General features: G+C 65.3%; 15 protein-coding genes. 8 read left to right on the top strand and 7 right to left on the bottom strand.

All coding sequences use genetic code 11. From position 1 onward, the window contains the following. Nucleotides 1–70: 70 nt before the first annotated feature. From JCM7686_RS16520 to JCM7686_RS16510, 3 genes are all read right to left on the bottom strand, one after another. A complete protein-coding gene (locus JCM7686_RS16520) occupies nucleotides 71–934 on the bottom strand; it encodes a C40 family peptidase (protein WP_041527424.1) in 864 nt (287 codons plus the stop codon). A gap of 8 nt (nucleotides 935–942) precedes the next feature. Further along, nucleotides 943–2,346: a leucyl aminopeptidase family protein gene (locus JCM7686_RS16515; RefSeq protein WP_020951936.1), complete on the bottom strand. Its 1,404-nt coding sequence runs from the start codon at nucleotides 2,344–2,346 to the stop codon at nucleotides 943–945. Nucleotides 2,347–2,487: 141 nt separating this feature from the next. Beyond that, nucleotides 2,488–2,871 carry a hypothetical protein gene (locus tag JCM7686_RS16510; RefSeq protein ID WP_020951935.1) on the bottom strand — a complete coding sequence of 128 codons (384 nt, stop codon included), beginning with the start codon at nucleotides 2,869–2,871 and terminating at the stop codon, nucleotides 2,488–2,490. Nucleotides 2,872–3,014: 143 nt separating this feature from the next. On the opposite strand from JCM7686_RS16510, the gene JCM7686_RS16505 reads away from it, so the two are divergent. Further along, nucleotides 3,015–3,662 carry a carbonic anhydrase gene (locus tag JCM7686_RS16505; protein WP_020951934.1) on the top strand — a complete coding sequence of 216 codons (648 nt, stop codon included), beginning with the start codon at nucleotides 3,015–3,017 and terminating at the stop codon, nucleotides 3,660–3,662. A gap of 66 nt (nucleotides 3,663–3,728) precedes the next feature. Here JCM7686_RS16505 and JCM7686_RS16500 read toward each other — a convergent pair whose 3' ends face one another. The 3 genes from JCM7686_RS16500 to JCM7686_RS16490 all read right to left on the bottom strand — a co-directional run bounded on the left by JCM7686_RS16500 (nucleotide 3,729) and on the right by JCM7686_RS16490 (nucleotide 7,167). Next, a complete protein-coding gene (locus tag JCM7686_RS16500) occupies nucleotides 3,729–5,024 on the bottom strand; it encodes an NAD(P)/FAD-dependent oxidoreductase (protein ID WP_020951933.1) in 1,296 nt (431 codons plus the stop codon). Nucleotides 5,025–5,183: 159 nt separating this feature from the next. Next, nucleotides 5,184–6,521 (bottom strand): sensor histidine kinase, encoded by a 1,338-nt coding sequence (locus JCM7686_RS16495; RefSeq protein WP_020951932.1) that lies wholly within the window; start codon nucleotides 6,519–6,521, stop codon nucleotides 5,184–5,186. Continuing rightward, complete coding sequence (locus tag JCM7686_RS16490) at nucleotides 6,508–7,167, bottom strand: response regulator transcription factor (RefSeq protein WP_041528039.1); 660 nt, start codon at nucleotides 7,165–7,167, stop codon at nucleotides 6,508–6,510. Before JCM7686_RS16490 ends, JCM7686_RS16495 begins: the two co-directional genes overlap by 14 nt. Before the next feature lie 148 nt (nucleotides 7,168–7,315). On the opposite strand from JCM7686_RS16490, the gene JCM7686_RS16485 reads away from it, so the two are divergent. The 3 genes from JCM7686_RS16485 to JCM7686_RS16475 are packed head-to-tail and all read left to right on the top strand — an operon-like array spanning nucleotide 7,316 to nucleotide 10,112. After that, nucleotides 7,316–7,654, top strand: coding sequence for a lipid-A-disaccharide synthase N-terminal domain-containing protein (locus JCM7686_RS16485; RefSeq protein ID WP_020951930.1), 339 nt, complete (start codon nucleotides 7,316–7,318; stop codon nucleotides 7,652–7,654). Further along, complete coding sequence (locus JCM7686_RS16480; RefSeq protein WP_020951929.1) at nucleotides 7,651–9,336, top strand: ArnT family glycosyltransferase; 1,686 nt, start codon at nucleotides 7,651–7,653, stop codon at nucleotides 9,334–9,336. Before JCM7686_RS16485 ends, JCM7686_RS16480 begins: the two co-directional genes overlap by 4 nt. Next, complete coding sequence (locus tag JCM7686_RS16475) at nucleotides 9,333–10,112, top strand: glycosyltransferase family 2 protein (RefSeq protein WP_020951928.1); 780 nt, start codon at nucleotides 9,333–9,335, stop codon at nucleotides 10,110–10,112. Before JCM7686_RS16480 ends, JCM7686_RS16475 begins: the two co-directional genes overlap by 4 nt. Here the strand turns inward: JCM7686_RS16475 and JCM7686_RS23595 are convergent. Beyond that, a complete protein-coding gene (locus JCM7686_RS23595; RefSeq protein WP_020951927.1) occupies nucleotides 10,097–11,086 on the bottom strand; it encodes a glycosyltransferase family 2 protein in 990 nt (329 codons plus the stop codon). The genes JCM7686_RS16475 and JCM7686_RS23595 overlap by 16 nt on opposite strands. Before the next feature lie 125 nt (nucleotides 11,087–11,211). Between JCM7686_RS23595 and JCM7686_RS16465 the strand changes: the two genes are divergently transcribed. The 4 genes from JCM7686_RS16465 (at nucleotide 11,212) to JCM7686_RS16450 (ending at nucleotide 13,818) form a co-directional block, all read left to right on the top strand. Beyond that, nucleotides 11,212–11,574 carry an acylphosphatase gene (locus JCM7686_RS16465; protein ID WP_020951926.1) on the top strand — a complete coding sequence of 121 codons (363 nt, stop codon included), beginning with the start codon at nucleotides 11,212–11,214 and terminating at the stop codon, nucleotides 11,572–11,574. Between the two features lie 128 nt (nucleotides 11,575–11,702). Continuing rightward, nucleotides 11,703–12,323, top strand: a complete 621-nt coding sequence (locus JCM7686_RS16460; RefSeq protein ID WP_020951925.1) for a Rieske (2Fe-2S) protein — start codon at nucleotides 11,703–11,705, stop codon at nucleotides 12,321–12,323. Then, nucleotides 12,320–13,165, top strand: coding sequence for an aromatic ring-hydroxylating oxygenase subunit alpha (locus tag JCM7686_RS16455; protein ID WP_020951924.1), 846 nt, complete (start codon nucleotides 12,320–12,322; stop codon nucleotides 13,163–13,165). Before JCM7686_RS16460 ends, JCM7686_RS16455 begins: the two co-directional genes overlap by 4 nt. After that, entirely contained in the window at nucleotides 13,162–13,818 is a 657-nt protein-coding gene (locus tag JCM7686_RS16450; RefSeq protein WP_020951923.1) for a glutathione S-transferase family protein, read from the top strand. The genes JCM7686_RS16455 and JCM7686_RS16450 overlap by 4 nt, the downstream gene beginning before the upstream one ends. Nucleotides 13,819–13,876 lie beyond the last annotated feature (58 nt).

Below are 13,876 nucleotides of genomic sequence, written 5' to 3'. Positions count from 1 at the left end.
GCAAAGGGGGGATCCCTCTGCCTTGCGGGGCGGATTGTCGCGCCTGCCGCGATCTGTTCGCGTGAAGGCCTTACGGGAAGGCGATGCGCTTGGTGCGGTCCGGGCGGCGCGCGCCAAGGAAGGGGCCGTCGCCCGCGGCATCAATGCGCGCGATCGCCTCGGCGGTGTTTTCGATGATGACGCCCATGACGAAACCGGTCGAATGGATCATCCGCGTCGCATCAAGTGCCATGGCGACATGGCCCGGCCAGAACAACAGATCGCCGCGCTGGAACTCGCCCTCGACCTTGGGGAAGCTCTTTTCCTGCATGTCGCTGTCGCCGGGGCAGAGGATGCCGCAAGCGACCAGCGAGGCCTGCGCAAAGCCCGAGCAATCAATCCCGATGCGGCTGTTGCCGCCCCAAAGATAGGGCGTGCCGCGCAGGGTTTCGGCGACATCGCCGGGATCGGTGGCCGGGGTCGCGCTTAGATGCATCGCGGGGACCCAGCCGCCGGTGGCAAGCTCGGCGAAATGGCCCTTGGTCCCGACGACGGACAGGCGCGCGCCAAGCGACAGCGTGCCGATATCGCGCGATTTCAGATCCGCCTCGGCATAGATCTGCGAGGCGGGCACGGCCAGCCGATGGGTGATCGGCGGCAGATCGCGGGTCAGGACCTCCGACGAGACCCAGCCGCAATAGCCGTCCTGCGCCGCTTGGATAAAGCTCCAGCCGTCGCGCTCTTCGATCACGGTGACATCGGCGCCGTAGTTGATCTGGCGATCGCGCGCGCCGCCGATGGCGCGCCAGATATCGGTGACCATGACCTTGATCCGCGCGGGCTCGCCCGGAACATAGGCGGGCCGCTCGAGCAGGCCTTTCAGGCTGTCGAGCGCAACGCGGTCGGTCGCGGGGGTCAGGCGGCGGTCGGTGAGATTGGGGGCGATCTGGCTCATGTCAGCGGTCATTTCAGGATTTCGGGAAGAGCGTCAAGCAAGGCGCGCATGGCCTGACCGGTGCCGCCTTTCGGACGGCCCGGCGCGGCACTGGGCTGCCAGCCGTAGATGTCGAAATGCGCATAGGTCTTGGCGCCCGTGGTGAAGCGGCGCAAGAACAGCGCCGCCGTGATCGAGCCCGCGAAGCCGCCCGAAGGCGCATTGTCGAGATCGGCGATCTGCGGCTCGATCTGGGATTCATAGGGCTCCCAGAAGGGCATGCGCCAGATCGGATCAGCGGCGCGCATCCCAGCGGATTGGATCGCCCCGGCAATGCGGTCGTCGTCGCAATAGAAGGGCGGCAGATCGGGGCCAAGCGCGACCCGAGCCGCCCCGGTCAGCGTCGCCATCGAGACGAGGAAATCGGGCGCTTCTTCCTCGGCCAAGGCCAAGGCATCGGCAAGGATCAGGCGGCCTTCGGCATCGGTGTTGTTGACCTCGACGGTCAGGCCCTTGCGGCTGGTCAGCACGTCTCCGGGCCGGAAAGCATTGGCGGAGATCGAGTTTTCGACGACCGGCAAGAGCACGCGCAGGCTGATCTGGCGGGTGACGCCAAGGCGGGCGAGCATCTCGGTCAGGCCCATGACAGAGGCTGCGCCGCCCATGTCCTTCTTCATCAAAAGCATCGAGGACGGCGGCTTGATGTCGAGCCCGCCGGTGTCGAAACAGACGCCCTTGCCGACCAGCGTGACCTTGGGGCCTTCGCCCGGAAAACGGATGTCGATCAGGCGCGGTGCAAAGGCTGAGGCGCGTCCGACCGCATGAATCATCGGGAAATTCTGAGCGAGCAGCTCATCGCCCGCGATCACGGTGATCTCGCCGCCATGACGGGCCGTGAGATCGCGCGCCGCCGCCTCAAGCTCATCGGGGCCGAGATCCGAGGTCGGCGTGTTGATGAGATCGCGCGCCAGATATTCGCCCGCCGCCATCGCCAGCACGCGCGCCTCGTCGACACCCGCCGGAGCGACCAGATGGGCGCGCGCCGGTTCGGCCTTTTTGTAGCGGTCGAAGCGGTAATTCGCGAGCAGCCAGCTGAGCGCAGCGGTCGTCAGATCGAGATCATCGGGCACGTTTTCCAGCCGCCAGTTGCCGCCGGGCAAAGCATCGGCGGCGCGGGCCAGCGGATAGCGTTCGCGTGCGGGCCGCGCGCCGGGTTGGGGCGCCGCGCCCAGACCGTAAAGCGCGCCCAGCAGCGCGCCATCCGCGCCGGGCAAGAGGCAGATCTGGCCCGGTCGCGCGGCAAAGCCCGAGGCCTTCGCCCAGGCCCGCGCCTCTGGTCCGATCTGCTCGGGAAAAACCGGGCCGGTTTCGCCGGATCGGATCAGCCAGAGCGGCAGGCTGGGGGCGGAGGAAGGGGCGAATTCGGCGGTCATGGCGAACCTCGGCTGGATATTATTCTGCAGATTACTCTGCGCGCCAAGGTAGCGCCCCCACCCGCAGCCGCAAGGGCCGAGGGGCGGTAAAAGCTCAACCCAGCCATGCGCCGCTTGGGCTTTGGCGCCTATTCCCAGTGCCTATTCCTCTGCGTCGAGATCATGGTCCCAGATCTCGGTCAGCGAGCGGTTGACCACGCGCGAGAGCCGCGCCAGCGTCGCCGCGAACCCGGCCATATCCCCGGTTTCCGCGCAGCGTCCGACATCGATCGCCACCCCGGCGAGCGAGACCAGCCCAACCTGCCAAGCCAGCCGCGACAGCCGGTCGAGATGGCTGACCGCTTGGGCGAAATCGCCCGCCTCGGCGGCGCGCATGGTCTGGCGAAACGCCTCGGCAAGATGTTCGAGCGCCGAGACCAAAAGGCTTTGCGCCGCCGTCTCGCCCAGCTCGGCGACGATCTCGCCAATGCGGCGTCCATCGACATTGATTTCCTCGTCGACCTCTAGGATCGCGACCTTCTCCATCACTGCCACACCGCCTTCCTCATCGCGTTCAGGGCTTAGAGATGCAGGTTTTCCATCAAGAAAAGGTTAGATGCAGACGAATAAAACACTCGAACTTTATGCGTTCGGCAGTTATGAAACCCGCAAAACAAGGTGAGACCGCGATGAAAGAAGCACGTCCTCTACCGCATTATCTGGTCCAGCGGTATCATGGCTGGAAGGCGACAGCCTTTACGGAAAACAAGGCCTGGTACAAGCGATTGGCTCAGGATGGCCAGCGTCCGCGTGCCATGGTCATCGCCTGCTGCGACTCGCGCGTCCATGTCACGTCGATCTTCGGAGCCGAGTCGGGCGAGTTCTTCATCCACCGCAATATTGCCAATCTCGTCCCGGCCTATAAGCCGGATGGCGAGCAGCACGGCACCTCGGCGGCGGTGGAATATGCTGTAAATGCCTTGAAAGTGGCGCATCTGGTCGTTGTTGGCCACACCAATTGCGGTGGCGTCGCGGGCTGTCATGCCATGTGTTCGGGCCATGCGCCCGAGCTTGAGGAAAAGACCAGCTTCGTCGGTCACTGGCTCGACATCCTGCGTCCGGGCTATGAGCGGGTGAAGGATCTTCCCGAGGCCGATCAGATCCATGCACTGGAAAAACAGGCGGTGCTGATCTCGCTCGAAAACCTGCTGACCTTCCCCTTCATCAAGGCGGCGGTCGAGGCGGGCGATCTGTCGCTGCACGGCGTTTTGCACGACATCGGCGACGGTGGCCTGCTGCAATACGACCCCGAGCTCGACCATTTCGAGCATGTCTGAATTTCGCTAGCAGTTTAGCGACAGTCCTGAACGGGGCCGCGCCGCAAGGACGCGGCCCCTTTTCTGTCAGCCCATCACCGAAAAGCTCGAATCAGCATTGATCTTGCGCTTGCGGCTATAGGTGCCGAGGCTGATCTCGCGGTCGATGTGGTCCAGCCGGAAGCGGATCGGATCGGCATCATGGTCGTGACCGGCTTCGCAATCGGCGATGATCCGCGCCATGATCTTGCCCGCGACCGGCGCATTCTTGAACTGGTTTCCCGAGGTGCCGCAGGCCATGTAAAAGCCCGGCAGATCGGATTTGTCATAGATCGGCAGCCAATCGTCCGAGACATCGTAAAGCGCGACCACGCCGCTCGCCTGACCGGGAATGCGCAGCTCGGGCAGGCGTTGAGCGGCGCGCATGACGATCGTGGTCCATTCGTCAGTGAAGCGGGTGTCGACCGCATCGGGATCATCGACGAAAATCCGCGCGTCGCAGGTCGGATCGGTCGAGCCGATGCAGATGCCGACCGGATCGGGGCGCAGATAGATCTCGGTATCGCCATCCGCGACCACGAGGCCCTCCTTGGCGAAATCCATATTCACCGGGCCGGGGATATAGGCGACCTCCTGACGGTTGGCGCGGGTCTGGATGGTCATGCCCTGATCGACCCCGGCCATGCGGTTCAGCCCCGCGGACCACGGCCCGCCGACGTTCACCACGACATCCGCGTCGATCAGGCTGCCATCCTCAAGACGCACGCCCGCCGCGCGGCCCTCGCGGATCTCGAGCGCGGCGACCTTGCTGCGAAAACGGAAGCGCGCGCCATGGGCCTCGGCCGCCCATTGCAGGTTCTGCGCGGCAAGCTTTGGGTCGTTGACATAGCCCGCGATGGTGAAATGGACCGCGCCCGCGATCTCGGGGCCGGTCGGCTCGCAAAAGCCGTCATCCTCGGAGCGCTTGGCCGGAGCATAGGCCTGAAGATCGGCGCCGGGCAGATAGGCGGCGATGCCTGCGGGCGCGACCTGCCGATAGGGGCAGCCGATCTGCTCCATCATCGCCATGACGTTTTCGAGATAGCCGTTGGTTTCGGCCTTGATCACGAGATTGCCGGTCTCGTGATAGACCGCCAGCGGACGCTCTGAGGGCAGCGCGACGTAATCGGCCCATTTGCTCCAGTAATGCCAGCCCTCATAGGCCAAGGCGCAGGATTCATAGACCGAGTAATTGACCCGGATCACCGCCGAGGAATGCGAGGTCGAGCCGTAGCCCGCTTCCGGCGCCTTATCGACGACGGTGACCTGCCAGCCGGATTTCGCCAGCTCATAGGCGGTTGCGCAGCCGATCACACCCGCGCCGATAATGATTGCATGGGACACAGGCCCCTCCCGGTTTTGTCGCGTCTGGCCGGGCAGGATGCGACGGCGGGTTCCGCGTTGTTTCTGAATTATCACTAGACATATTCAGAAAGCCGCCGCGATTGCGCAAGCCAGAAATGACCCGGACGTGCCGGGATCAGCGTAAAGTTGTGAGGGCGCTCAGGAGGTGATCGGAAAGCGGATGACGGCGGCAAAGCCCGTCGATTGCCCGGGCAGCGGCGAAATCAGCTGCAACCGCGCGCCGGCGCGACGCACCAGCGTCTCAACGATCGCGAGCCCCAGCCCCGAGCCCGCCTTGCGACTGCCCGCGCGCTCAAAGCGCTGGGTCAGATGCGGCAGCTTGTCGGCGGGGACGGGCGCGCCCTGATTGGTGACCGAGATCTCGCCCGGGGTCAGCGAGACCCGGATCGGCGGTTGGCCGTGGCGGATGGCGTTTTCGATCAAGTTGCGCAGCAGAATCGCGAAATGATCGGGGTCCATTGCGATCAGCACGGGTTTTGGCATCGCGGCCAGCTCGACCGGCGTGTCGAAATCGCGCACCACGAGCCCAGCAATATCGCGCATGTCGCGCAGCGGGTGGTTTGCGGGGCCGCCCTCGGCGCGGGTCAGCTCCAAAAGCTTTTCCGCCAGCCGCGCCAGCCGCTTTTCCTCTTCGACGATGGCTTCGGCCCGGTCGCGCAGCGCGCCCTCAGGGGCCTCGGCGACGAGGCGCTGGGTCTGGGCCAGAACGGCGGCGATGGGCGTGCGCAGTTCATGCGCGGCATTGGCGGAAAAGGCGCGCTCGGTGTCGAGCGCCTGCTTGATCCGCGCCATCAGCCGATTGACCGAAGCCTCGACCGGCAAGAGCTCTTGCGGCAGGTCGGGGGTCCGGACCGGATCGAGATCCTGCGCGCCGCGATCGGCCACCGTCGCGGCAAAGCGCGTCACCGGCCGCAGCCGCGCCCGGGTCAGCCAAAAGATCGCAAGGATATTCACCGGCAGCATCAGCGCCGCCGCGATCAGGAAGGACGAGAGCGTGTCGAGCGTCGCCTCGCGCCGCTCGGCCATCGGATCGGCGACGCGGATGACCGTGCCCTCGGCCGAAGTGCGGGTGAAGATGCGCGCATCGGCGGCCTCGGAAAAACCGTCGCGGATCGGCTCTGCGAAAATCCCCGGATCGGCCGTGGTCGAGATCATCCGCATCGCGCCATCGGCGCCGATGATCTGGATCCAGAGCCCGCCGCCCTCTGATGACAGGATCGGCCCGGCATGATCCTCGACGGAATCGGCAAGCGGCAGGAAGCGGTCGGCGGTGCGCTTGAGCACGGCGTCATAGATCTCGTCGATCTCGTGGCGCATAGTCAGCCAGCCTGCGACCAGCGCCAGCACCCAAAGCGCGGTCATCCACAGGCCCAGCCGCACGGCGAGATCGCGGCGCAAGCTGGGCGCGGGCCGGTTTGGGGCGGGCCGGTTCGGGGTGGGGCGGTCCTGTGCGGGGCGGGGATCAGTCGCGGCCAAGGCGATACCCCAATCCGCGCAGGGTTTCGATCGCGTCGCGGCCCAGCTTCTTGCGCAGGCGGCTGACATAGACCTCGATCGTATTGCTCTCGACCTCGGCGTCGAAGGAATAAAGCCGCTCTTCCAGCCGGGATTTGGTCATTACGATGCCCGGATTTTGCAGCAGAGCCTCGAAAATCGCCCATTCGCGCGGGCTGAGATCGACATGCGCGCCCGCATGGCGGATTGATTTCGCCGCGAGGTCGATCAGGTTTTCGCCCAGCCGGATCTCGGGGTTGGGACGCCCGGCATAGCGCCGCGCCACCGCGCCGATCCGGGCGGAAAGCTCGGCCAGATCGAAGGGTTTGACGAGGTAATCATCGGCCCCCGCATTCAGCCCGGCAATGCGGTCGGTGACCCGGTCCTTGGCGGTGAGCACGATCACCGGCATGTCGCGCCCCGCCCGGCGCAGCCGGTGCAGAAAATCGAGCCCATTGCCGTCGGGCAGGTTCATATCAAGCAGGATCAGGTCGTATTGCACGGTCGCCATCAGGTCGTCGGCGGTCGCCAGAGTCTCGGCCCAATCGGGCGTATGTCCCTCGGCCCGGATCTGGTCACGCAGCGCGCTTCCCAGCCCAGTATCGTCTTCGACCAGCAGAACCCTCAATACGATCATCCTTTTACCCTATGCGGCATAACTGACACAGGGCTGAACGCGAATTCAAGGAACGTTCAGCTTTCTGTCAGGGTTTGCGCCTAGAAAGCGGCATGCTGACTGAAGACATATGCGCAGAATCAAGAACAAGGATGGACCAATGACAGCAACAGTCTGGTTGGTTGTGGGGTTCCTTGGGCAAGCGCTTTTCACCTCGCGCTTTCTCGTGCAATGGATTGCGAGCGAGCGGCTGAAGAAGAGCGTGGTTCCGACCGCTTTCTGGTGGTTCAGCATTGGTGGCGGCGTCCTGCTGCTGGCCTATGCGATCTATCGGCAGGACCCGGTTTTCAGCCTCGGCCAAGGCATGGGGCTGATCGTCTATTTGCGGAACCTCATGCTGATCTCGCGCGAAACCCGCCATAAATCCGACGCTGAAAGCCCCAGCGTCGCCAGCTCCGACCTCGGCAGCCCCAAGACCGCTGCGGAGGCCGCCCTGTGAGTTCTGTGACCGACCCGATGCTTGACCCGACTGCCCCCGGCGACCTTTCCGCCGATCCCGCCGTGCGTGCCGCTGCCCGAGGGCAGGCCAGCCGTCTGCCGCTGACCGGGATTGCCCTTGCGATTTTCGCGGTCATGGCCGTGCTTGGGGTGTGGCTGCGCCCGGCGATGCCGATCGACGAGACCCGCTATCTGACCGTCGCCTGGGAAATGCGGCTGCATCACAGCTGGATCGTGCCCCATCTCAATGGCGAGATTTATGGCGACAAGCCGCCGCTGCTGTTCTGGCTGATCAATCTGGTCTGGGCCGTGACCGGTCCCTCGGAATTTGCCGGGCGTCTGGTCGCGCCGGCTTTCGGCCTTGGCGCGATCTGGGTGACTTCGCGCCTCGGCCGGGCGCTCTATCCGACCCGGCCCGAGCTCGGCGGCTATGCCGCGCTGGCGCTGGCGGGTATGGGCGGGTTTGCCTTTTTCGCCGGGCTGACGATGTTTGACGCCATGCTGACGCTGGCGACCGCGCTTGGCGTTCTGGCGCTGGTTCATGCCGCGCGCACGCCCGCTGAGGCGCCGCGCAGCTGGCTGCCCTGGGCCGGTTATGGCGCGGCGATCGCGCTTGGCGTCATCAGCAAGGGGCCGGTGATTCTTGTTCATCTGGTGCCGGTCGGGCTCGCCCTGCCGTTCTGGGGCGGAATGCCGCTGAAAGCCGCGTTCAAGGGCGTCGGCCTGGGCGTGTTGATCGCGCTTGGGCTTGTGCTTTTGTGGCTCGTGCCCGCGCTGTTGCTGGGCGGCGCCGATTACCGGCAAGAGATTCTCTGGACGCAAAGCGCCGGGCGCGTGGTGTCTTCTTTCGCCCACCAGAAGCCGTGGTGGTTCTTCGTGCCGCTTCTGCCGCTTCTGGCCTTCCCTTGGATCTGGTCGCTCGGCTTTTGGAAAAACCTGCGCCTGATCGGGCCGATGCCGGTCTGGATCGTGGCGACCGTGGCGATCTTCAGCCTGATCAGTGGCAAACAGACCCATTACCTCGTCCCGATGCTGCCCGCGGTCGCTCTGATCGCCGCGCCTGCCATCGCGCAGGGGGCACGCGCGCCTTTGGCCGCGCTTGGGCCCTTGGCGGCGGCGCTCTATCTGCTCGGCGTGGCCTTCGGGCTGGTCAAGGGCGAGGTCCGCGAGGTGATCGGCCCGGCTTGGCTGCTGGTGGCGATTGCCGTCGGTTTGGTGCTGGTCGCTGCGGTGGCGGTGCTGCGCCGGGGCGGCTGGCTTGCGGTTCTGAGCCCGGCGGTGGTCGTACTTCTGAGCCTGCTTTTCATCGGCAAGGCGGGCGACGCCTATGACGCGACCCTGATTGGCCGTCAGCTTGCCGCGTATGAGCAGGCGGGGCTCGCGACGATGGACGATGGCTATGCGGGCGAATTCGGCTTTGCCGGGCGCTTGGCCCAGCCGGTCGCGATGCTCCCCGATCCCGTCGCGGCGGCGGCTTGGCTCGCCGAGAAACCGGGGCGGGCCTTGATGGGGCGGATGGATCGTCCGCAGCCGCAGGCCGCGCCGGATCAGCTTCTGTCTTTCCGGGGCCGCTCCTACGGGCTGTGGCTGAACAAGGAAAGCTCAACAACATCTGGTGCCTCGCTTGGCGCCGGAGCCAGTGAAGGCACAACCCAGAACAGTCAAACCGAGGCAGTGCAGTGAAGATTTCATCTCTTTCCGTCGTTATCCCCTTTCTCAACGAAGAGGGCTCCGCCGCCGCTCTGATTGCCGAGACCCTGACCGCTTTGCAGGGGCTTGAGGTCGAGCTGATCGTCGTCAACGATGGGTCGAGTGATGCCACGCCGCAGATCCTCGAAGAGGCCGCTGCCAGCGATCCGCGCGTCCATGTCATCCACCACGCCACCCGCCGCGGCCAGTCGACCGCGATCCGCAGCGGCGTGCGCGCGGCGCGCCACGACTGGGTCGCGACGCTGGATGGCGATGGCCAGAACCCGCCCGACCAGATCCTGACGTTGATCGGCGCGCTGCCTGCTTCGGCGGCGCGGGTCGGGATCGTGCAGGGGCAGCGCCAGAAACGGCAGGACACCTGGGCCAAGCGCAAGGCCTCGCGCTTTGCCAACCGTCTGCGGGCCGCGATGCTCAAGGACGGTGTGCAGGATTCGGGTTGTGGGCTGAAGCTGTTCCGGCGCGAGGCCTGGCTCGATATGCCGTTCTTTGACCACATCCACCGCTTCACCCCGGCGATGATCAAACGCGAGGGCTGGCAGGTGCTGACTGCGCCGGTCAACCACCGTGCGCGCGAGGCCGGGCGCTCGAATTACAGCAACTTGCAGCGCGCGCTGGTCGGGATCGTCGATCTGGTCGGGGCATCCTGGCTGATCCTGCGCTCGGGCCGTCCGGCGGGCGAGCGCGTGGCGCGTGAGGGCCAGGACGCGCCTGCGGATGAGGCCTTAGCTCAGGATCAGCGTTTCGCCTGACCGGCAAGCTCGGCAGGGCTCTGGGCGGGGCCTTGGGCGGCGCTCGCCCGGGCCAGCCAGATATCGCGCGCCGCCGCCGTTGCGCTATCGGCCAAGGCAGCACTTGGCGCGAGCAGCGCGGGCCGGATGATTTCGGCCACCGCATCCGCAGGCACAGAGATCGCGCGCGGCGGGATCTGCCGGGTCCGAAACCACAGGTCGATGTCGCGCCAGACCGCCTCGCGATCGGCCCGCCGCCGCGCGCTGGTATAGCCGGTCTCTGGCGATTGCGTCAGCGAATCCGCGGTTTCGATCTTGGTGAGCAACGGCTCTTCGATCACGCGCAGGATCTGCCCGGCGCAGAGCAGCCGGTTGCGCAGGTCGCGGTCCTCTTCGATGCTGTCGGCGTAACCCCCGATTTCGCGGAAGACGCGGGGGTGAAAGAGGCCCGAGTTGATATGCAGCCAATCGCCCGGCGCCTGCTCAGGCTGAGCATTGGGGAAGAGATCGTCAAAGAGCGCGAGCTCGCGCCGGATGATCCGCCGTCCGCCATCGGGCAGGATCAGCTCGTGATGACAAAAGACCGCGTCGATCTGAAGTGCGGCGCCCGGGGCACGCCCGATGACGCGCCAGTTGAGCCCGGCATCTCCGCTCAACCCGCCTTGGCCCAGCACCCGCGCCTGTCGCAGCAGCTTGTCGGGATGGGGGCGGTCGTCGGAATCATGAAAGCTGACCGCGCGCCCGCCGGTCAGCAGAAGCGCCACATTCTTGGCCTGCGCCGTGCCGAGATTGCGCTTGAGCCGGATCAGCGCGACCCGGTCCTCCCCGGCAAAGCGGCACATCTCGGCCCAGCTTCCATCGCGAGAACCGTCATCGACGACGACCACGATACAATCAGGATGAGACTGCGCCAGCGCCGCGCGGATCGCCGCCGCGATGCGAGAGGCGCGATTCAGCACCGGAATGACAACGGCGACGGGGATATCGGCACTCATGACGGAACTCCGGATTCGGAAAAGGCTGGGGAGCCGTTCTGCAATCTGGCGGCGAATGGTTAAAATTTCGCTAAACTTGTGGCCGAAATGTCGCAAAAATGCCGTAATGACTGGGGCGATCGCGGATGGCGTTTTTGCCTGACCGGGGGCGGCTCTTGCGTCCAGACTTGATTTCAACGATGTGCTGGCGCAAGGTCGATCCATGGCCTCACAGTCGCGAAGGTCCAGCGGTGTCTACACCAGCCCATTTCAGGAGCGAGCGTTTCTTCATTCTTGGAGAGGTGCAGTCCGAGCAGTTTCCGCCATGGATTCAGCGCCATGCCGACCGTCTGGGGCTGCGGTGCCGCATTGACCGGCAGGATGCCGACAAGATCGAATTGGTGCTTGCCGGACCTGAAGAGCTTCTCGATGCGATGGAAATGGCCTGTCTGCTTGGACCGATTCAGGTCTGGGTCGATGAAATCGAGCGGCGTCGCCTGAACAATTGACGCGGCGCGACATGAGTTAAACTCCTATGCAGATTCGCCGCAGGGCACCTGATATGCATGGGAACCATCTTCAATCTACCCGGCCTTCGGCGTAGGGCAGGGCAATCCACAAGACGGACGGAATAAAAATGCCCTCATCGGTCTGGACGCCCATTGCTCTTGCGAGCGATCTGCCACCTCGACTGGTCATCCCGGTTTCCTGCGACGGACAGGATCTTGCGCTGTGGCGCGCGGAATCCGGCAAGGTTCAGGCCTGGAACGACCGCTGCCCCCATCGCGGGATGCGCCTGTCTCATGGCTTCGTGCGCGGCGAGTTCCTGTCCTGCATCTATCACGGCTGGCGCTATGACGGCGCGGGCATTTGCCGCAAGATCCCCGCGCATCCTGATCTCGAACCGCCGGCGACGATCCGCGTCAACGCCTGGTCCTGCGTCGAGCAGGACGGCGTGATCTGGGTCGCGCCGCAGGGCGCTGAGGGCGAGCCGCCTGCTTTCGCGGGGCTTGCGCCGCTGCGCTCGCTTGCGGTCGAGGCCGCGCCGGAAGAGATCGCTTTGGCCTGCGACAGCGCCAATGCCTGCGTCCTGACCAAGGGCGATCTGACGATTCTGATGCAGCATGTCGGCACGACCGCCGTTCTTCATGCGCTGATCGCCGCAGAGGCGGATGCCGAGGCTCGGATCGCGGCCTCGCGTCGGCTTGAGGCGCTGCGCTTTGAGCTTGAGGCTGCCACCAAGGAGAAGGTCGCATGATCAACGATCCTGTTATCCGCAACGAATGGTATCCGGTGGCGATGGCCTCATCGGTCAATGCCGGGATCGAGCGCCAGACCATGCTTCTGGGCGAGCCGATCCGCGTCTATAAAGGCGCGCAGGGCCCGGCGGTGGTCGCGGCCGATGGCTCGGTGCTGGCGGTGAAGGTGGCTTACGGCCATGTCTGGGCCTCTTTCGGCAAGCCCGCGAAGCTTTTCGAGATCCCCGAGGCCGATCAGCCCGGCCGTCGTCTGGTCGATGTCGGCGCGGTGCGGGTGAAATGCTCGCCCCTGCGCGCGGTCGAGAATTTCCTCGACATCGCGCATTTCCCCTTCGTTCACACCGATGTTCTGGGCGCTGAGCCCCATACCGAGGTCTATCGCTATCAGGTCGAGATCCGCGAGGATGTCGATGAGGTCTGGGCGACCAAGGTGAAGTTCTATCAGCCGCAGGCCGCGAAATCGGCCGAGGGCGGGATCGAGACGGATTACCTCTACCGCGTCGCGGCTCCGACCTGCGCGGTGCTTTACAAGACCTGCCCGCCGCGTCCTGAAGAGATGGATGTGATCGGCATTTTCGTTCAGCCGCTGACCGAAGAGCTCTGCGACGCCTGGCCGTGGATGGCGCTCTTCGACGACGACTCCGAGCTGGCCGACATGATCCAGTTCCAGCAGATGATCTTCCTGCAAGACCGCTCGATCCTTGAAAACCAGCTGCCGCGCAAGCTGCCGCTGGATCCCGGTCTTGAAATTCCGACCCGCGCCGACATGACCTCGATCGCTTATCGGCGCTGGCTGAAGAAGCGCGGCTTTACCTATGGCGCGCAATTGGTGGCGGCATGATTCTTTACGACTACGTTCTCAGCCCGAATTGCTACAAGGCGCGCCTGATGGCGGCGCTGACGGAGCAAAAGCTCGATCTCAAGGCGCTGGATGTCTATCCGGGCAATGCCCATAAGCAGCCGGCGTTTCTGGCGCTGAACCCCGCGGGCACCGTGCCGGTGCTGACGACGGGCGCGCTGACCCTGACCGATTCCGCCGCGATCCTCGTCTATCTGGCGAAGCGCGCCGGGGGCTGGCTGGGGGAGGACACGCCCGAAGGCGCGGCGCTGGTCCAGAACTGGCTGGCCTTCGCGCAGGGCCTGACCGACAGCCTTGGCGTGGCGCGGCTCCACGATATGCTGACGGTGCCGGTCGATATCGAGGCTGCCCGCGCGCGCGGGATCGCCGCGCTGCGCGCGCTTGAGGCCGCGCTCTTCGAGGGGCGTCTGGCCGGGCGCGCCTTCCTTTTGGGCGATGCGCCGAGCATTGCCGATATTGCCTGCTTCCCCCATGTCGCTTTGGCCGAAGACGGCGGCGTGACCTTGGCCCCCTATCCCTCGGTCCGGCTCTGGCTGCGCGCCGTCCGCGCTCTGCCGGGCTTCATCGAGATGCCGGGCATCCACCGCCTTCACGATCAGAAGCCGGAACCGGGGATCAGTCATCACGGCGACTGACAAGAGATCCTGAAAGTGGTGCGTGCCTGCCCCAACTGGGGCCGCGCGCATCCCGCAA

Source organism: Paracoccus aminophilus JCM 7686, assembly GCF_000444995.1.
Lineage (GTDB): Bacteria > Pseudomonadota > Alphaproteobacteria > Rhodobacterales > Rhodobacteraceae > Paracoccus > Paracoccus aminophilus.
Note: the sequence above shows the minus strand (reverse complement) of the source record. Positions and strands in the feature narration are given on the sequence as shown.